At 60.3% G+C, this 22,502-nt stretch carries 23 protein-coding genes and 3 tRNA genes; 15 read left to right on the forward strand and 11 right to left on the reverse strand.

Annotation, left to right across the window (positions count from 1 at the left end; genetic code table 11):
- Positions 1 to 45: 45 nt before the first annotated feature.
- From Q8M73_02870 to Q8M73_02880, 3 genes are all read right to left on the reverse strand, one after another.
- Positions 46 to 1,269, reverse strand: coding sequence for a glycoside hydrolase family 88 protein (locus Q8M73_02870; GenBank protein ID MDP2287494.1), 1,224 nt, complete (start codon positions 1,267 to 1,269; stop codon positions 46 to 48).
- A gap of 146 nt (positions 1,270 to 1,415) precedes the next feature.
- On the reverse strand, positions 1,416 to 2,408 hold the full coding sequence (locus Q8M73_02875; protein MDP2287495.1) for an NAD(P)H-quinone oxidoreductase: 993 nt from the start codon (positions 2,406 to 2,408) through the stop codon (positions 1,416 to 1,418).
- Between the two features lie 7 nt (positions 2,409 to 2,415).
- Positions 2,416 to 3,339: a sulfite exporter TauE/SafE family protein gene (locus tag Q8M73_02880; GenBank protein MDP2287496.1), complete on the reverse strand. Its 924-nt coding sequence runs from the start codon at positions 3,337 to 3,339 to the stop codon at positions 2,416 to 2,418.
- 107 nt (positions 3,340 to 3,446) lie between these two features.
- On the opposite strand from Q8M73_02880, the gene Q8M73_02885 reads away from it, so the two are divergent.
- The 5 genes from Q8M73_02885 to Q8M73_02905 all read left to right on the forward strand — a co-directional run bounded on the left by Q8M73_02885 (position 3,447) and on the right by Q8M73_02905 (position 7,190).
- A complete protein-coding gene (locus Q8M73_02885; protein MDP2287497.1) occupies positions 3,447 to 4,778 on the forward strand; it encodes an NADH-ubiquinone oxidoreductase-F iron-sulfur binding region domain-containing protein in 1,332 nt (443 codons plus the stop codon).
- Positions 4,775 to 4,999 (forward strand): ferredoxin, encoded by a 225-nt coding sequence (locus tag Q8M73_02890; GenBank protein MDP2287498.1) that lies wholly within the window; start codon positions 4,775 to 4,777, stop codon positions 4,997 to 4,999. Before Q8M73_02885 ends, Q8M73_02890 begins: the two co-directional genes overlap by 4 nt.
- Positions 5,000 to 5,102: 103 nt before the next feature.
- Positions 5,103 to 5,660: a hypothetical protein gene (locus tag Q8M73_02895; protein ID MDP2287499.1), complete on the forward strand. Its 558-nt coding sequence runs from the start codon at positions 5,103 to 5,105 to the stop codon at positions 5,658 to 5,660.
- Positions 5,657 to 6,598: an FAD:protein FMN transferase gene (locus Q8M73_02900; GenBank protein MDP2287500.1), complete on the forward strand. Its 942-nt coding sequence runs from the start codon at positions 5,657 to 5,659 to the stop codon at positions 6,596 to 6,598. The genes Q8M73_02895 and Q8M73_02900 overlap by 4 nt, the downstream gene beginning before the upstream one ends.
- Entirely contained in the window at positions 6,591 to 7,190 is a 600-nt protein-coding gene (locus Q8M73_02905) for a ferric reductase-like transmembrane domain-containing protein (protein MDP2287501.1), read from the forward strand. Before Q8M73_02900 ends, Q8M73_02905 begins: the two co-directional genes overlap by 8 nt.
- On the opposite strand, the gene Q8M73_02910 is transcribed toward Q8M73_02905, so the two are convergent.
- Positions 7,187 to 8,392, reverse strand: coding sequence for a hypothetical protein (locus Q8M73_02910; GenBank protein MDP2287502.1), 1,206 nt, complete (start codon positions 8,390 to 8,392; stop codon positions 7,187 to 7,189). The genes Q8M73_02905 and Q8M73_02910 overlap by 4 nt on opposite strands.
- Positions 8,393 to 8,450: 58 nt before the next feature.
- Positions 8,451 to 9,074, reverse strand: coding sequence for a hypothetical protein (locus Q8M73_02915; GenBank protein MDP2287503.1), 624 nt, complete (start codon positions 9,072 to 9,074; stop codon positions 8,451 to 8,453).
- 137 nt (positions 9,075 to 9,211) lie between these two features.
- Here Q8M73_02915 and Q8M73_02920 point away from each other — a divergent pair, with 137 nt between their 5' ends.
- Genes Q8M73_02920 through lhgO form a run of 3 tightly spaced genes read left to right on the forward strand, consistent with a single transcriptional unit; the run spans position 9,212 to position 12,429 of the window.
- Entirely contained in the window at positions 9,212 to 9,874 is a 663-nt protein-coding gene (locus tag Q8M73_02920; protein MDP2287504.1) for a response regulator transcription factor, read from the forward strand.
- Positions 9,871 to 11,223, forward strand: a complete 1,353-nt coding sequence (locus Q8M73_02925) for an ATP-binding protein (GenBank protein ID MDP2287505.1) — start codon at positions 9,871 to 9,873, stop codon at positions 11,221 to 11,223. Before Q8M73_02920 ends, Q8M73_02925 begins: the two co-directional genes overlap by 4 nt.
- Positions 11,224 to 11,232: 9 nt before the next feature.
- Positions 11,233 to 12,429, forward strand: coding sequence for an L-2-hydroxyglutarate oxidase (gene lhgO / locus Q8M73_02930; protein ID MDP2287506.1), 1,197 nt, complete (start codon positions 11,233 to 11,235; stop codon positions 12,427 to 12,429).
- On the opposite strand, the gene Q8M73_02935 is transcribed toward lhgO, so the two are convergent.
- Together Q8M73_02935 and Q8M73_02940 are read right to left on the reverse strand one after the other, a co-directional pair.
- The gene (locus Q8M73_02935; protein MDP2287507.1) at positions 12,402 to 13,274 is read right to left on the reverse strand and encodes a glucosyl-3-phosphoglycerate synthase; all 873 of its coding nucleotides are present in this window, start codon (positions 13,272 to 13,274) and stop codon (positions 12,402 to 12,404) included. The genes lhgO and Q8M73_02935 overlap by 28 nt on opposite strands.
- Before the next feature lie 106 nt (positions 13,275 to 13,380).
- A complete protein-coding gene (locus tag Q8M73_02940; protein MDP2287508.1) occupies positions 13,381 to 13,959 on the reverse strand; it encodes an NlpC/P60 family protein in 579 nt (192 codons plus the stop codon).
- A gap of 376 nt (positions 13,960 to 14,335) precedes the next feature.
- Between Q8M73_02940 and Q8M73_02945 the strand changes: the two genes are divergently transcribed.
- Positions 14,336 to 15,568: a hypothetical protein gene (locus tag Q8M73_02945; GenBank protein MDP2287509.1), complete on the forward strand. Its 1,233-nt coding sequence runs from the start codon at positions 14,336 to 14,338 to the stop codon at positions 15,566 to 15,568.
- 15 nt (positions 15,569 to 15,583) lie between these two features.
- Here Q8M73_02945 and Q8M73_02950 read toward each other — a convergent pair whose 3' ends face one another.
- Positions 15,584 to 16,156, reverse strand: coding sequence for a nucleosidase (locus Q8M73_02950; protein ID MDP2287510.1), 573 nt, complete (start codon positions 16,154 to 16,156; stop codon positions 15,584 to 15,586).
- Between the two features lie 49 nt (positions 16,157 to 16,205).
- Between Q8M73_02950 and Q8M73_02955 the strand changes: the two genes are divergently transcribed.
- The 3 genes from Q8M73_02955 to Q8M73_02965 all read left to right on the forward strand — a co-directional run bounded on the left by Q8M73_02955 (position 16,206) and on the right by Q8M73_02965 (position 17,894).
- Positions 16,206 to 17,300: a hypothetical protein gene (locus Q8M73_02955; protein ID MDP2287511.1), complete on the forward strand. Its 1,095-nt coding sequence runs from the start codon at positions 16,206 to 16,208 to the stop codon at positions 17,298 to 17,300.
- 33 nt (positions 17,301 to 17,333) lie between these two features.
- Positions 17,334 to 17,418 (forward strand) — tRNA-Ser (locus Q8M73_02960).
- A gap of 17 nt (positions 17,419 to 17,435) precedes the next feature.
- Positions 17,436 to 17,894: a hypothetical protein gene (locus Q8M73_02965; GenBank protein ID MDP2287512.1), complete on the forward strand. Its 459-nt coding sequence runs from the start codon at positions 17,436 to 17,438 to the stop codon at positions 17,892 to 17,894.
- Positions 17,895 to 17,896: 2 nt separating this feature from the next.
- On the opposite strand, the gene Q8M73_02970 is transcribed toward Q8M73_02965, so the two are convergent.
- The 3 genes from Q8M73_02970 to Q8M73_02980 all read right to left on the reverse strand — a co-directional run bounded on the left by Q8M73_02970 (position 17,897) and on the right by Q8M73_02980 (position 20,570).
- Positions 17,897 to 18,943, reverse strand: a complete 1,047-nt coding sequence (locus Q8M73_02970) for an NAD(P)-dependent alcohol dehydrogenase (protein MDP2287513.1) — start codon at positions 18,941 to 18,943, stop codon at positions 17,897 to 17,899.
- Between the two features lie 83 nt (positions 18,944 to 19,026).
- A complete protein-coding gene (locus tag Q8M73_02975) occupies positions 19,027 to 19,791 on the reverse strand; it encodes an SDR family NAD(P)-dependent oxidoreductase (protein ID MDP2287514.1) in 765 nt (254 codons plus the stop codon).
- Positions 19,792 to 19,817: 26 nt separating this feature from the next.
- Positions 19,818 to 20,570 carry an ROK family protein gene (locus Q8M73_02980; protein MDP2287515.1) on the reverse strand — a complete coding sequence of 251 codons (753 nt, stop codon included), beginning with the start codon at positions 20,568 to 20,570 and terminating at the stop codon, positions 19,818 to 19,820.
- A gap of 44 nt (positions 20,571 to 20,614) precedes the next feature.
- On the opposite strand from Q8M73_02980, the gene Q8M73_02985 reads away from it, so the two are divergent.
- The 3 genes from Q8M73_02985 to Q8M73_02995 all read left to right on the forward strand — a co-directional run bounded on the left by Q8M73_02985 (position 20,615) and on the right by Q8M73_02995 (position 22,467).
- Positions 20,615 to 20,708, forward strand: a tRNA-Ser gene (locus tag Q8M73_02985).
- A gap of 104 nt (positions 20,709 to 20,812) precedes the next feature.
- Positions 20,813 to 20,885, forward strand: a tRNA-Arg gene (locus Q8M73_02990).
- 37 nt (positions 20,886 to 20,922) lie between these two features.
- On the forward strand, positions 20,923 to 22,467 hold the full coding sequence (locus tag Q8M73_02995) for a fused MFS/spermidine synthase (protein MDP2287516.1): 1,545 nt from the start codon (positions 20,923 to 20,925) through the stop codon (positions 22,465 to 22,467).
- Positions 22,468 to 22,502: the final 35 nt, after the last annotated feature.

Consider the following 22,502-nt stretch of genomic DNA (forward strand, 5'->3'; position numbering starts at 1 on the left):
AATGCTCCCATTTCTGTTGGCGCCTCGCAGCAGTAGGCCAGATGACTAGTTACTTGGGGAAGCCGATGGTGAAGAGTCTGCGCTCGTCGTAGGAGTCGGAGTACTTGTTGGGACAGGTGTTTGCTCAGAGAGGATCTGTCTGATCGCGGTCAGAAGGTAGAAGTCACCCCACACGTAGCTGCCCGTACGAGGATCAGCAGGCACATTGAGGCTCTGCTGCAGCAGAATCCCGGGATTGCGGGTATCGGTGTTCAGCCATCCGGCACTGGCCAGGGTTCCGGCCGTGAGCTTGGCGTAGTCGGCGTAGGTACGAGCACTCTCGGCGTTGGGCTCTTGCGCGGCGAGCGTGAGCATGCCGCTGGCTGCGATTGCTGCAGCAGATGAATCTCGAGGCGCACGATTGCCGCTGACATCCAAATCCCAGGCTGGCACGCAACCGGGCGGCACGCGACTCATCCAGTAGTTGGCGGTGGCTTCGGCCGCCTTCAGAAATTCTGGGTTCCCCGTGAGCTCATAGGCGCGCGCAAAGCCACTGATCGCCCATGCCTGACCGCGAGCCCAGGTGCTTGATGTGCTGGCGAGGCCCTGTCCGGCGATCGGGCCGATCAGCGCACCCGTGTTGGGATTGAAGGACATGCGATGAAATGTCGAGCCGTTGTCGCGGATGAAGTGCTTGGCAAGAGTCAGCATGTGCTGCTCACCGAAATACACCAGTGCATCGCCTTCAGGTCCGAGCAGTTGTCCGACCTTGATCATCAGCGGCGCGTTCATCGCCGAGTCGATGATCACTCCCCATCTGCCGTTGTAGTCAGCTGACTTGACTGCCTGCACACGTCCACTCCAACGACGAGCGAGCGACTTTGCCGCAGTGATCTCGGCATTGAGGTACGCGCGTTGGCGGGCAGGGCTTGGATCCAAACTGGCCGCCAGCTGCATCGGCACGCCGATCATGAATCCAAGATCGTGTGTGCCGCGATCGTTGGCGACCCGAATCAGCGGAGCTGTGAAACTGCGTGCGCGACGCAACCATTGCGTGTCGCCTGTCCACTCGTACATGGTCCACAGTTCGCCAGGGAAGAAGCCACTGGTCCATGCCGTGGGTCCGGTGCGGGCATAGCGAGTCTGATCTGTGAGTGCGCCGAAGGGATATCGCTGGGATGACTTGGCTGCGGCTGCCAATTTCCTGCCAGCAAGGGCGTAGGCGTTGGTTGCCTGCACTGCGGTGAGCTCACTGACCAAAGCCGGGCAGGCAACGCTGGTTCCCTTCACCGGACCACTTGGGGCAGGTGGACTCAACGAAAGCGTCGGAGTCGGGCTCCCGCTTGTTGACGGCTCGGCCGTTTCAGCCCATGTCGCTGACGACACGGTGAGCGGGAGCAGGCAAAGCAGAAGCAAGGAGGGAAGGCGAACGCGTCTCATTCTGCGGCTGCCCCATCAATGGCCAGCACGATCTTGCCGGTGACTTCGCCGGCTTCGAGCATGCGATGGGCCTGGGCTGCTTGGCTTATGTGCAGTTGAGCGCCAATGACGGGCTTCACCAGCCCAGCATGGATCCATGGCCACACGACCGCCCCGACCTGCTCGCAGATGCCTGTCTTCTCGTTCAATGGGCGTCCGCGCAGGCTTGTGGCGTGAATCGTCGCATTCTTGCGGAGGACTTCACTGAGATTCAGTTCAGCCTTCACACCGCCCTGCAGTCCAATGATTGCCAGGCGTCCGTTGCGGTTGAGTGCTCTGACATTTGAGGCGAGATACTTCGCGCCCATGAGGTCAAGGATGACGTCGACTCCGCCGATCTCGGCGCGAATCGCTTCCAGAAAATCCTGCTCCTTGTAGTTGATCATGAGATCAGCACCGAGATCGGCACAGGCTTCGAGCTTGTCCTGACTCCCTGCCGTGACGGCGATGCGGGCACCGAAGGCCTTGGCCAATTGGATGGCCATCGTTCCGATGCCAGATCCACCACCGTGAATCAGCAGCCATTGGCCTTGCTGCAGTCCGGCAGTCATGAACACATTGCTCCACACAGTGCAGGCGACTTCTGGAAGTCCGGCGCCCTCCATCAGGGTGACACCTGGCGGCAGCGGGAGTACTTGGCCAACGGGAACGATCACTTGTTCTGCGTATCCGCCACCGGCTAATAGAGCCACCACTTCGTCGCCCACGGTGAATCGAGTGACACCGGGGCCAAGCTCACTGATGACACCTGAGCACTCCAGGCCGATGATCGCGCTGGTGCCAGGCGGAGGGTCGTACATGCCCTGACGCTGAAGCAGATCTGCTCGGTTCACACCGGCAGCAGCAACGGCAAGGCGAACCTCACCTGGACCCAGCTCAGGATCGGGAACTTGAGTCAGTTCAAGACTCTCTGGTCCACCCGGACCACTCGGTTGAGTAATCGCGAGCATGCCCTGACTATCTCACTTCTGTTGGCTGTTCCTCGTGTGACGTCGCCCGCTTCTGCGCGCCTTCACGAATCATCAGACCACCAATGACCACTGTTGCGATGATGGCAACGACGCCAGCAAACAAGCTGCTTGCGACGCCAAGCAGCTTCAGGGCGGTAACTGCCAAGATCACCATCAAGAGGTAGCGCAGGAGATGTCCGTCGTAACGTGTCGACAAGCGAGAGCCGACCAAGACGCCTGGGATCTGTCCGATGAGCAGTGAGACCACGACTGCGATATCGATTTCTCCAAGACCTGCGTGCGCGATTGCCCCAGCGACGAGCATCGGCACGGCCTGAGTGAGGTCAGTGCCAACGAGCACGCTGGGACGAAGCAAGGGGTAGAGCAACAGCAGGACCGTGATCACCAGAGAGCCGGAGCCAACGCTGGTCATACCGACAATCAAGCCGACAGCTGCGCCAAGAATGAGCGTCGGGATTGGCTTCACTGGCATCTTGGTGCCTTGTTGTTCCTGTGCGCCGTACTTACGGAAGGCCCGCGCAGCAATAAAGGTCTTGGCGACCATGGCGGCGACGGCAACAAGCAGCACGGCACCCAGCCAGATTTTTATGGTGTCGCTGGCATCTGAGGTCTGTAGCACCGCGTTGAAGATGAGACTTCCGATGAGCACGCCCGGGATCGACCCAGCGGAGAGCCAGGCAACCAATCCCCAGTGCACCGTCTTGTTGCGAATGTGCACCCATGAGCCCACAGGTTTCATGATGGCCGCCGCGACCACATCGCTCGACACGGCGGTGGCTGGGTTGACGCCAAAAACCAGGACGAGCATCGGGGTGACGAGTGCCGCGCCACCCATGCCCGTCAGTCCAACGATGACTCCTGCAATCAGTCCCCCAAGGGAAAGCGCGAAATCGATGTCGGCAAATGTCACTGCGGCAGCCTATCCCTAGTAGGGGGATAGGGAATCTGCCTACGGCCTTTACCTCCTCTTTGGGTTCATCACATGTGCACCTCACATTGGCAGGAGAGGATCGTGAGGTGACCAAGGCCCCATCAGGACCAGCTCGCCTTCTGCCAGTTGGGCCCGCAGGAGCGCTGTTGGACTTGCGCTCGTACCCGGCCTTCATCCAGCACTTTGGCGCGCTGCCTCCCGTCGCCCCGCCGAAGGCAGGCCACCCAGGTCCCTTGATCCATGAACTTGAAAAGTCCGGATTGCGCGGGCGAGGCGGTGGCTGGTTTCCTACTGCCCGCAAGGCCCATGCGGTGGTGGAGAGCGCAGCTGCCCGACGGGCTTGGTCCAACGGGCGCCGCCCTGTTGTCGTGGCCAACGCGATGGAGGGGGAGCCAGCCAGTCGCAAGGACGCAGTCCTGCTGCAGACCTCTCCTCATCTGGTGCTCGACGGAATTCAGGCGTTGGCGCTGATGATTGGCGCAGATCAGGCCTTCATTGCCGTTCACCGCAACTCCGCAGTCGTGTCGCTTGTAGAACGCGCGCTAGCTGAGCGAAGCGATCGCATCGCAATCGAACTGATTCAGCCGCCTTCGCGCTATGTGGCCAGTGAGGAAAGCGCACTGGCGCACTGGGCTGGGGATGGCATCGCCACGCCCGTGTCGGGCGATCGGCCATTCATGCGTGGAGTCAGTGGCCGCCCGACCGCCGTTCACAATGTTGAAACCCTCGCCCATATAGGACTCATCGCGCGCTTTGGTGGAGATTGGTTTGCTGAGATAGGCACACCATCGGCACCTGGAACTGCGCTGGTGAGTGTTGGAGGCGCTGTCACGACACCGGGAGTGATTGAAGTCGCCACTGGGTTGCCGGTTGCCGAAATCATCAAGCGCTGCAATGGCTTTTCAGGCGAAGTCTCCGGATTCCTGACTGGTGGTTACGGTGGTTCCTGGGTGGCAACCCATGCGCTTGAAAGCGCAGATTGGTCGCCGGAGTCGGTCTCCTTGGCGGGGGGTGTCATCGGAGCTGGCATCCTGTGGGCGCTTGATTCGCGCAACTGCCCTATCCGCGAACTTGAGCGCGTTGCCTCATGGATGGCAGGCGAGAGTGCGGGTCAATGCGGGCCATGTCGTTTCGGGCTGCCCGCCATTGCCAGTGACCTCGATGCGCTGGGCGGACAGTCAGCTGCTGTCGGCGATCTCCAACGACTGAACGGACGCTTGCCGTTGGTGACGCAACGCGGTGGGTGCAAGCACCCCGATGGTGTTGCGCGCTTTGTCTCAACAGGGCTGCATGTCTTTCAGGAGGAGGTGGCGCATCACCTGCGTGGGCACTGCAGCGCTACATCGGTGGCCACGTCCTTGCCGATTCCCGCGGGTCGCAGCACTCCTGTGCCATTTCCAGGAAGGGATTTCAAATGAGCGAGTACACGCAACTGAATCTGAATCCCACGACCTGCGATGCCCATGGATTCTGCGTCGAACTGCTGCCTGAGCTCGCCACCCTGGACGAGTGGGGCTACCCCCTGTTTGTCACGGGAACGCTGACCGTGGCGATTCCCGAACACCTCATATCTGCAGCTCGCAAGGCTGCAGGGGCCTGTCCGGTGAGCGCGCTCAAACTCACGAAGCACCAACGTTGAGCCCCTTGCCAGACTCATTCTCTTATCCCTGCTTAACCATTGCTGAAGCCTGTCTTGTTCAGTCCAGGCTTAGTTTTGTGACTACAGATCAAGGGAGTCCGCGATGAGCAAGCAGAGCAGTCAGTTTCAGGTGACCACGGTTGGGCAGAAGATCACGGCACTCGGATTGGCATCGGCAACCTGCATAGGACTGGTTGGTGTGATTGCGGTTCGCAACGTCCAAGAGGCTTCGGCGACGGAATCGACTGGCCAGAGTGTTCCTGTCGATTCGAGTAATTCAACAGGTGTGACTCAGGCGCAATTGGACATCTACGCAGCAGCGCTCGCCGCCGAGCGCCAGCGTTTGGACGCGTATCGACTTCAACTGGTGGCGGCCGCGAATGCCCTCAACGGACGCAGCGGCGTTGTGTCCACAATTCCTGCTGGCCCCAAGAAGTCGCGTGCACCTCAGGCAATACCGACTGCCCCCAAAGCGCCCTCCATCGCCAAGGGCTCAGTTGTGAATGCGCCGGCTCCGGCTGCGCCTCCGGCGGTTCAGGCTCCCGTGGTTCAGGCCCCGGCTCCGGCTGCGCCTCCGGCGGTTCAGGCTCCCATGGTTCAGGCCCCGGCCCCTGCTGCTCCCGCCCCTAATGCTGGCAAGACTCGAGCGAGCAAAGGATGACGTCCAGCGCTCATGGATTTCGGGCGATGGGTGCTGCCTGCAGTATCACCGTGTTTGCCCAACAGAACGCCGAGGAGTTGGTAGGACTCGGAGTTCACCGAGTCGAGTTACTCGAGCAGTCCTGGTCTCGTTTTCGCGAGAACAGCGAGCTCAATCGGCTGAATGCGCGAGCGGGGCAAGGTGCAGTCCAAGTCAGTGCCGATCTCCTTGCGCTGCTTTGGCACATGCGTCGTGCTTGGGAGATTTCGGATGGATTGTTTGACCCAACTCTTCTGGCGGAGATTCGGGCAGCGGGGTACGACGCTGACTTCGCAACCGTCATTGCACGAAGCGCGCTGGAGGACGTGCGGAGTTGGAGCGCTCCCCATCGTTCGAGTGGGATGCAAGACGTCGAGATGGATCTCGAGGCCTCGACTGTCAGCTTGCCTAGCGCTGTGGGACTAGATCCGGGTGCTATTGGCAAGGGACTGGCAGCCGACATCGTGGTCAGTGAGCTGCTTGCCGCTGGCGCGACGGGCGTCCTTGTTGACTTGGGAGGCGACATCGTTGCCGGCGGTCGGCCGGGCTCAGAAGAGGCTTGGGTTATTGCGATCGAAGATGAGCGTGACCCCGAGAACAGCGACCGCGATCCGATGCTCGTGCGATTTCCAGCTGGCGAAATTGCCGCAATCGCGACTTCGTCGACTCTCTATCGCCGTTGGGCTGGTGGGACTCGACATCACGTGCTCGATCCTCGAACTGGCCAAATTGCCGATCCAGAACTTGTGCAGGCCACAGTGTGGTGTGCGGCAGGTTGGCTCGCAGAGATCAGCGCTACAGCCGCGTTGCTGATGAAAGCCGACCAAGCCCGCTTGTGGCTGGACCGACACGAACTGGGGTATGCCTTAATGACGAGCACAACTGTGTCCAGTTCTCTTCTTGGAGCTGAACGTGTCTGACATTGCTTGGACCTGGATTGCCATTCGAGCGAGTGGAGTCACCGCTTGGGGTCTGCTGACTGCCGTGGTGTTGTGGGGAATATTGCTGCGCACACGACTCCTTGGCCGAGCGGCTTCCCCCATGCGCCTGCTGGACCTTCATCGCTGGCTCGGCGCAAGTGCCCTTGCATTTCTGGCGATTCACATGTTGCTCTTGCTTGTCGACACATTCCTTACGTTCTCCTTTCTTCAGCTCATCGTTCCGGGAATCGCGCCTTTTGAACCCTTGGCGGTTTCATTGGGAGTCATTGCCTTTTGGCTGATCATCCCGGTGTCGGTGATTGGACGCCTGCGTCCGCGACTTGCAGACAGCGGAGCGAAATGGTTTCAGCGCAGCCATTGGTTGGCTTACGCGGCATGGCCATTTGCGACCGCGCACTATGTAATGGCCGGGACCGACGCGCTGGCCGACTGGTCTATTGGCCTCCTCATCGCGGGCTCAGGCCTGCTCGTGATGGGCCTGCTCGCCAGGGGATTCATCCCTGCGCCCGGACCTACTCGGGCCGCAGGTTCGGTGATTGTCCGTCCAGAGTTCGAACAGCCCAGAAGTTAGATCGCCAGGACTGGGACTGACTGACCACTGCCATGGATGTCGGGTGACAGGACAGCCGCACCGTCTGCGTTTGCAATCGCGTGAAGATTCCGCATTTCCTTGGGCAGCCCTCGCGCGATCACGTGCTGCCCTGAAGTTTCCAAGAGCACAGGAATCAGGCGCGTGAGACCAACGTGAGGATCTGCGGGGATATCGTCGACGAGCACTGCTTGGATGGGATTGCGTGGAACTGAACCTGCCAAGCTCCGAAGTAGTGGCTCGACAATTGTGACAAGCCCAGCAATGGCTGCTTCTGCGTAGCCGGACAGCCCAACGATGAATCGGCCGTCAGGTAATTTTGCCAGAAGCGTGTGTTCGCCAGGACTCATAGCGACCCCGTCGAGAAGCCAACGCGCTCCGAGGTCACTGATGACTTGGCGAAGCGAATTGATGTGTGTATCCGAGTATTCACCGATGATGATGAGCACATCGACCTGCGCGTCGTCGATGCTTTCCATAAGTTGATGCGTTGAGTCCGGTGCCCGCACCGGAGGGTGAGAACGCGCACCGTGGAGTCCGGCGAAATATGCCACCGAGTCTCCGAGTGCATCCCGCCTCCGTCCAGCTCGGGGGAGTCCATGCGCAAGCAGACTGTGTCCCAGAACGAACGTTCCAACCCTCGGAGGCTGAACAACGGGCAAAGTGTCATGCCCAAGCGCTGCAGCCAAAGCCAGAATGCCTGGTCCAACCATTCTCCCGGCGGGAACGAGAACGGAGCCGATGCGAGCATGCGCTGCTTGTCGCGTGATACCTGAACCAAGTGCCGGGCGAACATCCTCGTCAATTACACCTGTGAGTTCATCTGTGGCAATAAGGACGCGCGTCCCATCGTTGGCCGTTCGCAGTTCGGACCTGTGCGCTGCCAGCACGGCGTCTGTGTGCTGTGGAAGGGGGTCTCCCTTGAGAAGTTCTTGAAAGGCTCCGGGCTGCAAGCGGTCTGATGTTGCTTCAAACCACGGCCCAGGCCCGCAAATGGCAAAACCCTCATTTGTTGCGCAGTCAGATGGTGGATCGTCCTGCAATCGCAGGAGATCGCGAGCCAAGATTGCGCCGCCTGCTTCTGAAATGAGCGCCGAGATAGAAGGCAAAGCCCGCCCTGAGGTCATTGCCACAGAGCGGGCTTGGTGCCACGTCAGCATGCTGGACGGTCTTGAGGTAGTCATGTTGGTCAAACTCTACGACTGACCAATGATCAGTTGGGAAACTCTGCGCGCTTGATGCTTAGTCGTCGTCATCGTCATGTTCTCGCGACGTGTTTGGTGCTTTAGGGGAGGGCGCGCGAGATTCATCGTTGCGATGATCGTCATCATCTTCTGATTCGTGAGGGCGTGGACTGCTTGTCGCGGATGGCCTCGCACTTGGAGCAGTCGATGTCGGTGCGGGCGCGCGCTCAGTAGTAATGGCCGACACGTACCCCCAATCGAAAATCACGCCCGAGGCTTTGTCGACATAGCCCACCACTGTGCTGCCGTCCGTTGCGTGCACTTTCACTGCGAAGGCATTGAAGCCCTTATGGCGAAGATCCAGAATCGACACGAAGGAGCCTTGGACCTCACGGAGGACCTTTGCCTTAGCGGCGTCTCTGGTCAGAATTGGGGTAGATGACGTGGTGCGCAGGGTCGAAGAAGGCGAAGAGCTCGGGTATGCCGGGTCGATTGCGGGCAAGGTCTGGGGGGAGAAGCTCATCGCATCCAGGGCTTCCGTAGATGTCGTTGAAACCAGAGAAATAGTCTCGGAGGCGGCGGAGGTCTGCGACGCGCCAACGACAGCCACAGCGGCAGCGGTACCTGCGACAAAGATGCCTGCGGCAGCGGCTGTAATGGCAATCATCGTTCCACGAGTCATGATTTCTCCTCTATCTGTGTCCTGGCATTGAACGTACTTCGCGCTGTGCCAAGCCTTTTCCAAGCCAGGGTTAAGTGTGGGTAAGGACATTGAGAGCCCGGAAGGATTGTGCTCAGGATCCATGTCACCATGGGCCAATGCGAGTTCTCGTTGTTGAAGACGATCAATCAGTGGCGGAACCGCTCATCGAGGGCCTGCGCAGAAATGGCTTCGAAATCGAGCATGTCGCATATGCAGTGCAAGTGCTGCCGGCCGTGACGTCAGGCCTTGGAGTCGATGTAGTGCTCCTTGATCTTGGACTTCCCGACGGTGATGGGCTGCAGGTGCTGCGCGAGCTTCGACGACACAGTGACGTGCCCGTGATCATTGCGACCGCTCGGGGGGATGAGACTGATCGCATCGTCGGTTTGGAACTCGGAGCTGACGACTATGTGGTCAAGCCGTTCAGTGTGCGTGAACTGGCGGCGCGCATTCGCGCAGTGGGCAGGCGTCGACGCATAGAGGCAACCTCTGAATCGGGTCGAGTCGTTGTCAATCGCGCAAGGCGGTCGGTAGCTGTTGACGGAGGCAACGTTGAATTGACAGCCAAGGAGTTTGACCTGCTCGCAGTACTCGCCGAAGAGCCAGGGCGGGCTGTGCCCAGGCAGGAGCTCTTCTCCCGAGTCTGGGATCCGGTGTGGGTGGGTACCGGAAAGACCCTCGACGTCCACATTGCCTCGCTGCGAAAGAAGCTGGGCGACCCCTCGCTTGTAGAAACTGTTCGCGGAGTGGGCTATCGGCTGGCTGATCAGTCCTCGTGACAAAGCGCCTCGTTCTCGTTATGACAGTGCTTGCCGCTGGAGTTGCGATCGCCTTGGCGGTACCTATGGGGATCGTCCTGTCGGCCGATATGCGGTCGGCTTTCATCTCCAAGCTTGAGGTGGACACGCTCGCCGCGTCAACCACGCTTGCACTTCGACCAGTCTCGCTGTGGCCTACAACAGTGAACAGCGTCGCTGCGCGAACTGGCGCACGTGTCGTTGTAGTTGATGCAAATCAATCACTTGTTGCGGACAGCGATGCAACGGCAGTCGACAGATCATTCGACCGCCCAGAGATTCTCCAGGCTCTTTCGGGAATTCTCACTTCCAGTGTCCGACCTTCAAACACGCTGGGTACCGATCTTCGCTACGTAGCGGCTCCGGTTGTCAAAGGGGAGAACATCGTCGCTGCCGTGCGCCTGTCGCTGCCTGAATCGGAGGTGACGAATCAACTACGGAAGTCGCAGTTCTGGTTGGGCTTCTTTGTCTTGGTGGTAATGCTGATTGCCGCGTTTCTTGCGTGGGTCATCTCCCGCTCAATTGCCGCGCCGCTCTCTCAGCTGGCAGACGTCGCCGAGCGCCTTCCTGATGACTTGACTCTTCGAGCATCTGAAGGTGATGGCCCGCATGAGGTCCGTGCGGTGGCGCGGGCTTTGAATCAGACAGCCGCCCGCCTCACTGGAATTCTCGAGCGAACGCAGGCAGTGGCGGCCGATGCTTCACACCACCTCAAGACGCCCCTGACCGGTCTGCGTCTGCGATTGGAAGCCATAGAGGATCTCAGTACTCAGGACGACATTCGTGTGCAGGCCGAGCGCGCCACAGCAGAAGTTGACCGCCTCACGCACCGAATTGATCAGGTCCTTGCACTTGCCCGTAGCGATACGGGGGCCAGTTTGCGTGGGAAGGCGGATGCCACTGCCGTTGTTGGCGATCGTCTGGCCGAGGCCTCAGTCATTGCTGATGAACGATCGCTCACCTTGGAGTCCTTCTTGGATGCCGGAGTCCAAGTTCAGGTGTCCGCTGCTCCACTTGCGCGCGTCATCGACGAGTTACTGGGAAATGCGTTCGCGCACGCCAAAACTCGGGTTCGCGTGTCGCTCATTGTCGAAGCATCACAGGCGTTGCTCATAGTCGAGGACGATGGCGCTGGCTTGGGACCCAATGAAGAGGATGTGGTGTTCAATCGATTTGTGCGTGGCGCGTCTGCTGCATCGGGAGGCAGTGGTTTGGGCTTGGCATTGGTACGAGAGACCGCTCGCGCTTGTGGTGGAGATGCAAAGGCGCGCACCTCCACTCTTGGTGGACTGGCAGTCGTGACGACTTGGCCGCTTGCTGACGCCGAATAGGCTCCACGCATGCGTGTGGGCGCCGATCTGGTTGTCATTGGTGGCGGCATCGTGGGTCTGGCAGTAGCCGATGCATGGCTGCTGCGCAATCCCAAGAGCTCGGTCATCGTGCTGGAGAAAGAGCCAGCACTTGCGGCACATGCCTCGGGGCGCAATAGCGGCGTGCTGCATGCAGGCTTCTACTACGCACCTGATTCGCTGAAAGCTCGGCTGACTCGCCAGGGCAACGCACTCTTGCGGGAGTTCTGCCGTGAGGCTGGCGTCCCCATTCGCGAGACCGGCAAGGTCGTAGTCGCCCAATCTGAGGCTGAGCTTCCCGCCCTGCAGGAATTGCACAGGCGGGCTGTTGCCAATGGTGTCGATGTGGAGCTCGTCGACGAGGAGCAGCTGCGCGAACTGGAGCCTCTTGCCCGTACGCACCTGAAGGCCTTGTGGTCTCCCACTACGGCCGTCGCCAATCCGGTTGCAGTCGTTGAGGCGCTCGCTGCTCGGGTGAAGGCACAGGGTGGTCAACTTCTCATGGGTTCCACAGTGCTGGGCGCCGGTCCGGGCTGGGTCCGAACCGCAGATCTTGGCGAGATCGGTGCCGGCCACATCGTCAATGCGGCTGGCTTGTATGCCGATGTGGTGGCTCATTGGTTTGACGTTGGGACGGACTACCGCATGCTGCCGTTCAAGGGCCTGTATTGGTACGGCTCCTGGGAGCCAGGCCGTCTGCAGCGCCATGTCTATCCGGTACCAGATGCCCGCAATCCCTTCCTCGGCGTCCACCTGACGGTGACCGTCGACGGGCGAGCCAAGATCGGTCCCACGGCGATCCCGGCCCTATGGCGTGAGGATTACGGAGGTGTGCACGGGCTCAAAGCATCGGAGAGCCTGGAGATCGCGCGAACGTATCCCCGGTTCTTCACCAGCAAAGATCACGACGTGCCTGGGCTCATCCGCTCGGAGCTTCCAAAGTACTCCCGCAAGCATCTCGTGCGGCAGGCGTCGGCACTTGTGCCCTCCGTCCGTGTCGAGGACTTCACCGAGAAGGGTCGAGTGGGGGTCAGAGCACAACTCTTCCATCTGCCAACGAAGAAGCTCGAAATGGATTTTGTTGTTGAGCGGGGTGAAGCGTCGACGCACATTCTGAATGCAGTGTCGCCCGGTTGGACGAGTGCCCTTGCGTTCGCCGGTTATGTCATTGACGCAGTGATGGACTGAGCTAGTCCATCGGCTACATCGTTCAAAGTCGGTCTCGTGAAGGCGCCGGCAGCAACGGCCAAAGCAGGCGTACGGGACAGCGCGGCGCGCATCACTTGGATCGCTTGCTCGTGCAGTTCAGACAAGGGTCGATTGCGATGCGTACGCGCGCCGAGATCGACCTGAGCGATGCTCTCGACTCCGTACGCGCGCGAGATGTCGATGAGCAAGCCCATTTCAACGCCGTAGTCCACTTCGAACTGCGTTGCCAACGCAACATCGCGCCGAATCGCGTATTCCCCACCCAGTGGTTGGCGGATGTGAGCGAGCTCTGGGTAGAGGAGTTTGAGCAAGGGACGCGCTGTCAGCTCTGTCACCCGCCCACCCTCGTCACCTTCACCGTGAAAGGTGCGCCGATAGGTGGAGCGAACGAGAGCAAGCTCTTCGTGCAGCAAGAGCGGCTCAAGCAGGCCAGTGACGTACTCCGGAGTGAACGAGCCAAGATCTGCGTCAAGCCAGACGATGAAGTCGCCGGTGGACGCTTCAACTGAGCGCCACAGCACGTCGCCCTTGCCGAGCGCCGAACCAAACTCAGGGAGCACTGAACTCGCTTTGATGACTGTTGCACCGCATTCGGTGGCAACCTCGGCGGTCTGATCGGAGGACTCGTGGTCCATCACGATGAGCTCGTCGACCAGCGGCTGGGCATCCATGAGTTCGCGCTTGATGCGCAACAAGATTGGAGCGATAGTTGCGGCCTCATTGCGGGCCGGAATGCACACACTGATGCGGCGATCGCCTTTGCTGGCAACGAGTTCAGCAACGGCGAGATCAGAGATCAATCGCAGAGGGCGTACGGACGCCATGCTCGCTCCTTCCGGGCCGTTGAAGAATCGCGTTGTGTCGCGGCACCAAGAGTCTCATATGCGAGCTGATGGCTACTTGGGAGCAGACCGGGCAAGCGAACTGTGACTACACGGCAGGAAGGACGCGACCAAATCCTGAGAGGTGCTTTGCATACCAGTCGTCGTAGATGCCGGAGACCTTGACGCGCTCGCCAGCACGGGGTGAATGCACCATCTTTCCGGCGCCGATATACACGCCAACATGGTGGACGCCACGCTTGAAGAAGAAGACCAGATCCCCTGGCATCACACTTTTCCCAGAGATCTTGGTTGCGGTTCGGTACTGAGTAAATGATGTGCGCGTGATGTTCTTGCCGGCTGCCATGCGGTAGACGTAACTGGTCAGACCGGAACAGTCGAAGGAGTTGGGTCCTACCTGACCGGCAGAGTACTTGTCACCGATCTGGGCGCGAGCAATCTTCACGATGCGAGAGCGCGTCATCATCATTCGAGCCCGTGCCAGCAGGGTGGGGGAGGTCTTTGCCGCGACAACCCCAGAGCGCATGCTCGTCTTGAGCGCACCAATGCCATTGCTTGGCGTCCCGGCACCTGTCACGGGGGAGAGCTCAGTAGGGGCAGCCGAAGCGCTGCTGTCGCCGAATCCCATCGTGGCCACAAGCAAGGCGCCAGTAACGGCGCCTGTCATGACTCGATTCGATCGAGCTGTTCGGACTGACACGTGTCGTACCCCTTTGGTCTGGCGGCGGGAGGCCGGGTTCCTTCGGTGGTGAGGTCGAGATCGGACGGGCAGCCAAGCTTTTTTGGCGGCCCTGACCGTTCCACGAATTCGAGACGCTATGGCGACAAGAATGAGAAGCACCTCCCCCGTGCCCGCATTTCGGACGGTCCCTTGGCGTCGTGTGGGATGGATCACAGGACCAAAGGCCTATTCGCAACGTCAGTCACACCTGTCACTTGCGCAAATCAGACACCACGGACATGCCGAATTGGGCGGACAACTGGATCGGGGCTTGCCAGCCGTCCAGCGTTCCGCGCCCAGCTTGGACCCGTACTCTTGCCCGGTGGATCAGCCGCGCACAGCCCTCGCCAAAGGCCTGGTCTTCGTAGGTATTGCGACCTTGGTCGGCAACGGCGCCGCGTACGCGCTGTCGATGACCGCGGCGCGTGTTCTGGATCCGGCCCAATTCGGGGCCTTTGGGGCCCTCATGGGTGTCCTGATCATCGTTTCAACCCTGTCGATCGCTCTGCAGACTGTCACCGCTCGCCGAGTGGCGGTTGCCACGACGGATCGAGCTGAGGTCGAGGGGCAGTCGGTTCGCTTGGCGGTGTACATCGCTGCTGCGATCTTGATCATCGGGATTCTTGCCGCTTGGCCCGTCAGTGGGCTGCTGGCGATTCCATATTCCGCAATGGTCATCGGTTTGGGCTCACTCGCCTTCGTCGTGCTTGGCACTGCGTCCTTGGGTATCGCCCAAGGCCGTGAGGAGCACCTGCGGTTCAGTTCGGGCTTCATTGCCAATGGCGCGAGCCGGGCCATCTTCGGTATCGCCTTCTTGGTCATCTTCGGCAGCATTGAAGCCGCTGCGCTGGGCATCATGATTGGTTGCGCATTCGGTGCGCTGGTGAGTTACCGCATCATTTGCCCTGGGACCTGGGGCTCGTCAATCTCCACTGGATCGCTGCCGGAGTTTGGCCATGTTGCCCACGCACTCGTCGTGCTCTTCACGCTGACCAACGTCGATGTCCTGCTCGCCCGCGTCTTTCTGACTGAGTCCGAATCAGGCGAATACTCCGTCGGTGTTCTGCTTGCCAAGATCGCCTTCTTCTTGCCCAATGCCATCATCATCGTGCTGTTCCCGAAGATGACCTCGGGCGACAACCGGCGTGCGGTTTTCATCGCTACCGGATTGACGGCGATTCTTGGCGCCGTCATCACTCTGTTCAGCCTGTTCTTTGGCCCCTTTGTTATCCGGGTGCTCGGCGGGGCGCAGTACATCGACCTAGGTCTTGGCGAGAGCGCTTGGCGCTTTGCGCTTGAAGGTTCGGCTTTCGCGCTTGTCCAGGTGCTGCTCTATGCCCGTCTTGCTGCGCAGGACAGGCGTGCGGTGCTGCTGGTGTGGGCCGCGCTGGTCGTGCTCGTGCTGAGTGTCTCCTTGTGGTTCCACGACTCTGTAGAGCAGATTGTGTCGACGGTGGTCGTGGTCTCACTGGTCCTGACTGCCGTGGGCTTGCTCATGGATCGGCGCACAACACCAAAGGGCATGCACATGGTTCCTATTGAGGCTGCTGAGTAGTTCCAGCTCAAGTGCTCAGAGCAGAAACTGGCGAACCCAGACGCCTAGGTGCTCTGCGCAGTCGTCGACTGACTCTCTCCAGCTACTGGCTGCCCCAGCACCAGCCTCGTCGCTGACACGTTTGACGATGCGGACTGGAATGTCCGCCGCCAATGCGGCCCGAGCCACGGCGTAGCCCTCCATGTCGACCAAGTCTGAGTGCTCTGACAGAAGTGCGCGGACTGCTGGATCAGCAATAAAGGCATCACCAGTCGTCAAGGTCAGTCCAGCGCCCCCAAGATCAACCGGCAGGCCAAAGTGCAGGCCAACGAGGTCAAACAGCGACTCATCATCGAGATCATGCTGGGTGACCCGACTGATCACATGCGTGCCGATGAGATCCTCTGCAAGGGCGCCCGCCGTGCCGAGGTTGATGACTTCACTTGGTGAGCTCTGACCCAGAATCGTGGCGACTGCCACAGCCGCGTTCACCTTGCCCGCGCCCGTGACGAGTATCGGCAACTCGCTCACATGAAGGTGCGCTGCCTCCTCCTCCAGGGCGACAACAAGCAGAGGGCGGTCACTTGAAATCGTCCGATGCAGTCGCACGGGCCTCACGCTAACGTGAGGCTTCAACATCAGGAGGCGGTCCATGCGCATGCCCACTCTGAGGATGACCTCAGCGGTGCGAAAGGTAGTGATCGTGCTGCTGGTGCTCGCCGTCGGCGCCGCAGGCTTCCTGCTTGCTCGCGCCACCACCCCCTCCTCTCCAGACGCGATTCCGGTGGGGGGCGATGCAAACTCCACCGCTTCCCCCGTGCCTGACCCGACTGTCGCAACGCCAACTCCGCTTTCGCCTGACGTGTCGGCTATTAGTCAAGGGCAGGTCAGCTCAACGACCTTCCAGGCCGCTGACGACCTCCCGAACGCTTCTTCAGTCGCAGTTGGCTACCGCATTGCAACTGGCAAGCTGAAGCCCCAGCAGTTGGCCGCTGTGATTGCACAGCAGTTCGGCGTGCTGGGCAGTGCAGCCAGAACGGACGAGGGTGGCTGGAAGGTCGGCGGCACGTCTGACTTGGACCCAGTGATCAATGTCTACAACGATCCGCTTGTTCGCTGGATGTTCACCGATGAGCAGCTGACTGCCGGGCCGGCCGTAGATCAGGATCGAGCAAAGCAGATCGCGATCACTCTGCTTTCTCCGCTTGGCGTGCCCGTTGACGAAGTCGAGTGGGAGATCCTGCGCGACCAGAATCGGGTAGTAGTCCATGCGTGGCTGGTGCTTAAGGGCCTGCGCACCGAGCTTGGTTGGACAGTGGTCGTGGCACCCGATGGTGAGGTGGTGTGGGCGGATGGCTTTGCAGCAACGCTGGTGCCTGTGCCCGGTTACCCAGTGCTTGGTGCCACTGATGCTCTCAATCGTGCGCTGAAGCCGGGTTGGCAGTTCGCTGGACCAACTCCTTGGACAGGCTCGGGCGCTGGCATTGACGTGGCTGTCCCTGGCCCCGTGCCGACGGTGAAGGGCAAGCCGGCGCTGGTAGCCGGGGTTCTGGTACTGACAGCCAATCGCGCTGAACTCGGCTTGGCTCAATTCTGGCAGCCTGATGGCAGTTTGCTGATCCTGCCGTCGTACGTCATCACCACCAGCGACGACCGAAAATGGACTTTGCTCGCTGTGACCAATGCCTACATTGATGTGCGCGACATGGTCCCGGCCGCTGATGTGCCCAACCCGGCAATCGCAGTCCCCTAATCAGGGGTAGCCTTCACTTTCGCATTCATGCATGGCGAGGTGGCAGAGCGGCCGATTGCAGGCGCCTTGAAAGCGCCCGTGGGGAAACTCACCGGGGGTTCAAATCCCTCCCTCGCCGCAGAGACGGAGATGGCGATGAGCGAGTTGGTGCTCATCGCCATCGATGTCTGGTTCTTGTTCTTCGTCTCGGTGGCCGCTGGCTTCTGGGCGAGCTACTGGCCGGACGCATGGCTGCAGCGGGACCCTTTTCCATTGCGCCTGTATCGCTGGGAAAGCATTGAGTTCTATAGAGGTTTGTGGGTTACCGCTCTGGTGCGCCGGTTGCCCGAGGCCGGCAACACCTTTGGCGGCCATTCCAAGAAGCGCCTGTTCGGTTCAGACTCCATGAGCTTGAACCGCTACTTGATGGAAGTGCGCCGCGGCGAGTGGGTGCATCAGATGTCGTGCCTCGCAGCGATTCCGCTGTTCTTCTTCAACCCATGGTGGCAAGCACTGTTGTTCTTGCTGGCCGCAATTGCGGTGAATTCAGGATTCATCATCATCCTTCGGTACAACCGCATACGTCTATTGAAGCTGCGCACGCGCTTGCAGTAGCGCTACTCGTTCAGGGAATCGATATCGATGACGAAGCGGTATCGAATATCGCTGGCGACCACGCGATCCCAGGCCTCGTTGACATCTTGAATCTTGATCACTTCGACGTCGGCGCCGAAGTTGTGCTCGCCGCAGAAGTCGAGCATCTCCTGAGTTTCACGGATGCTGCCGATGCCCGAGCCAGCAAGACTCTTTTGGCTTCCCAGCAGTGAGCCGGAGTTGACTGTCAGCGGATCGGTCGGAACGCCGACCATGCACAGAGTTCCGTAGAGCCCGAGCAGGCTCAGGTACTGATCGACGTTCAGATTCACGGAAACTGTGTTGAGGATGAAGTCGAAGGAGTAGCGCGCCTTTTTCCAGGCTTCCTTGTCAGTGGACAGCAGGAAGTGGTCGGCTCCCAGACGCAGGGCGTCCTGCTCCTTGCCAGGGGAGTGGCTGATCAGCGTGACCTCGGCGCCCATCGCATGGGCAAGCTTGACGCCCATGTGTCCCAGACCGCCGAGTCCGACAATGCCAACTCTGCTGCCAGGTCCGACATTCCATCGCTTCAGTGGGGAGTATGTGGTGATGCCAGCGCACAACAGCGGTGCGGCCTCGGCCAGGCTCAAGTTCTCGGGGATGTGCAAGGCGTAGTTCTCGTCGATCACGATGTGCGTTGAGTAGCCGCCGTAAGTCGGGGTGACGAGGTCCTTCTCGAGTCCGTTGTATGTCGCAGTGCTGTGCCCAAGGCAGTAGTGGTCGTTGCCGGACTTGCAGTTCGCACACTCGCGACAGGAATCCACGAAGCAGCCCACGCCAGCGTGATCGCCGACCTTGAACTTGGTGACATTGGAACCAACCTCAGACACAACGCCGGCAATCTCATGCCCGGGAACCATCGGGAAGATGCCCTGGCCCCACTCTTCGCGGCCTTGATGGATGTCGGAGTGGCAGATGCCCGCGAACTTGATCGCGATGGTGATGTCGTCAGGCCCGAGCTCGCGCCGAGTGATGGTGGTCGGAGCGAGAGGTGCATTCGCGGTCGGGAGGGCAAAAGCGCGGACGTCCATGACACATTCCTTTGATCGGCGGTGGGCAAACCCTAGCCAATGTTTGCAGTGCCTACTTACGCGGTGTACTGAGAGCGAACTCCTCAGCGCACCATCAAGGTGCCGCCGTCGATTGAGATGACCTGCCCCGTGATGAAACCGGCACCTGGCGAGGAGTAGAAGGCCATCACTGGCACGAAATGCTTCTCGACGTCGCCCAACTTGCCACCGATCGGAACGTTGATCTTCATCGCCGCATCGTGGGCTGCCAGCACCTCTGGCGTCATCTCTGAGCGTGTCTTGTCGTACATCGGCGTCCAGATGACTGGCGCGATGATGTTGATGGTGATGTTCTTACTCGCCCATTCCTTTGCAGCTGTGCGACTCCATGCGGTGACTGCGCCCTTGCTCGCGGAGTACACCGACTTGTTTGGCTGACCGATGATGCCTGCCGCAGATCCGAAGTTGAGGATCTGGCCACCGTGCGCCTGCATGTGTGTGAAGGCCGCCTGGTTGGTCAGCATCGTGCCAAGTGCGTTGACGCTGAGCACTCGATTCCAGAGCTCAACAGTGTTGCTCTCTGCTGCTGATGACGGCGCGATGCCGGCGGCGTGGATCAGCACGTCAAGTCCACCCAGTAGGGCAACAGCTTCGGCGAAACTGGAATCCACTGACTCCTTGTCCGACACATCCACGCTGAGAAACTGTGCACCTGATGCTTGGGCTACGGCTTGGCCGGCTTCGGGATTGAGATCCATGGAGACTACCTGTGCGCCGAGCGCTGGGAAGGCCTTCACAAGCCCCTCACCCATGCCGCTTGCTCCGCCCGTGATGATGATCCGACGGCCATCAAGTCTGGTTGTGGTCATGCGCAATACCTTTCGACTGATCGAGGCTAGCGGGAATCCAAGAGCCAGATCCGGGAACCGCCAATGAGCGCTGCATCGTTTGGCACGATCACGCAGTCGTCACCGAGTCGCTTTGCCGAGACTGGTGTGAGATGACGCGAATTCCCACCGCCGATATACAAGCGATCCCAATGAAAGACTGGGCGGAATCCGTCGACCATACGCACCACCCGTCGAGACCACAGTGCATCGCCCAGGCGTCGTCGCTCGGGTTCACCGATGTAGTTGTCATAGACCACTTCAGACTTGACGGGCATCTGTGAGAGCTCCATATGCGGAGCCAATTGCCCGCCATCGAACACGGCGCAACCCAAGCCAGTGCCCAGGGTCAGCAACACCTCCAAACCTTGACCAGTGACGACGCCCGCGGCGTGCACTTCAGCGTCATTCAGCACTCGCACTGGCATACCAAGGGCGAGCGCCAAAGAGGCTCGCGCGTCGAAGCCGGTCCACTGCTTGACCAATTCAGGCAGCACCCGACTTCGAGGTCCGGATTTGGTGACGTAGTGCGGAGTGTTGATCACCACGCCGTGCCGGATCATTCCGGGCAAGCCCACCGTTGCCCGATCTGCATCGGGGAGCCCACGCGCAAGCAGCGTCAAAGTGTCCACGAACAGCGCGGTGCTCAGCGGATATGGCGTGGCAACGCGCACCGGCTGAGCGCGCATGGTGCCGGCTTCATCAAGGACGCAGGCCTTGATTCCGCCGCCTCCGCAGTCGATAGCCAATGTGGTGGTCACAAGGTCGAAGTCTGCCCGATACGATTTCCCGGCTTACCTGGCATGGAGGCGTCGCCTAGTCCGGTCTATGGCGCCGCACTGCTAATGCGGTTTGGGTCTTAAAGCCCATCGGGGGTTCAAATCCCCCCGCCTCCGCCACAATCGGCCCCGACTTCGGTTGGGGCCGATTCGCATTCCACGTGCTGCAACCCTGTGCAGCCATGAGCTGAAAGCAGGCTAGACTTCACCGCTGTTCTTCGATCGCGCCCGTAGCTCAACGGATAGAGCATCTGACTACGGATCAGAAGGTTAGGGGTTCGAATCCCTTCGGGCGCACTTTTTGTGAGGCCGCCGTTCACTTACGGTAAGCGGCATGGTTGCCAAGTTGTTTCGCAAGAATTCTCGTTCGTCGCCTGCCGGTGCAGGGGCGAAGGATGGACCAACCGCGACAACCCACACTCTCTCGGCGCCTCTGGCGGCGGCACTGGTCTTTGTTGCCTCCGGCGCAGTGCTGGTGCTGGAGATCTTGGCTGTTCGACTCCTCGCACCATATGTCGGGCTGACTCTTGAAACCACCACTTCGATCATTGGTGCGGCACTTGCAGGCATCGCCGTAGGAGCTGCAGCGGGTGGCTGGTTGGCCGATCGCACTGATGAGCGCAAACTCCTGGCTGTCCTGTTCATCGTCGCTGGGCTGAGTGCGTTGTTGATCGTTCCGCTCGTTCGGATGCTGGGACCAGGTGCTCGCGACGGCGGGGACATTGCTGCTCTTGGTGTCACGCTGATCACCCTTGTTCCTCCCGCGGCTGTGCTGAGCGCCGTTACTCCAACGGTTGCGCGTCTTCGCTTGCACAATCTGGGCAATACCGGTTCTATCGTCGGCGGAATCTCTGCCTGGGCTACGGCTGGTGCGCTCGTGGGCACCTTTGGCACCGGCTTTGTGCTGGTGCCGCTCGTGCCGATCTCGGCATCAGTTGTCGGCATCGGTGTCGTGCTGGCGCTCATCGGGGCCTTGCTGGCAATGCGAATCGCGAAGTTCGGCGCCACAACGGGCGTAGTGGTCGTCGTTGGGACTCTCGCGCTCGGCACAGCGACGGCCATAATCCCAACTCCGTGCGACCGTGAGACCGACTATCACTGCGTGAACGTCGAGGTGGATCCCATGGTGGCGAGCGGGCGCACACTGCTTCTCGATGATGTGCTGCATTCCTACGTTGATCTCGAAGATCCCAGTCACTTGGAATACGCGTACACGCAGTGGATAGCCGACGGCATCGACGGATCAAACCCCGCTGCGCAGGCGCTCGACGTCGTATTCGTGGGCGGTGGTGGATTCACACTGCCTCGCTGGCTACAGGCCACACGTCCGGGCTCAACAGCCAAGGTGCTGGAGGTCGATGAAGATCTCATTGAGGTTGTCCGCGAGAAACTAGGTCTGCGCGACAAAGCAGGTTTGACGGTGACCGTCGGGGATGCGCGCACCACTTTGCGCAATCTGCCCACTGACTCAGCCGACGTCATCGTGGGCGATGCCTTTGGCACCTACGCCGTGCCTTGGCACTTGGCCACGACTGAGTGGGCACAGGAGGTCAAGCGGGTCCTGCGGCCTGGGGGCCTCTACGCGCTGAATGTGATTGATTTTCCGCCTCTTGAGCTGCTTCGCTCGCAATCGGCGACCCTGCTTGGGGTATTTGACGACGTGCGGCTGGTCACGATGCCCGACGGTGAACTGAATCCGGCCGGTGGCAACGGGGTCCTGCTCGCCTCTGATCGGCCACTTGCGCCAGCTGTTAGTTCAGGAGACTTTGGCGAGATCACCTTGGATCGTGGCGAAGTCGTGAACTTTGCAGGCAGCGCTGAGCCGTTGCGCGACGACTTTGCCCCGGCTGACCAGCAGCTGACGATTCCCTTCGACTGAGCCTGCGCACTCATGCGAAGACCCGAGACATCGGT

Source organism: Actinomycetota bacterium (genome assembly GCA_030684515.1).
Classification (GTDB): Bacteria; Actinomycetota; Actinomycetes; order S36-B12; family S36-B12; genus UBA11398.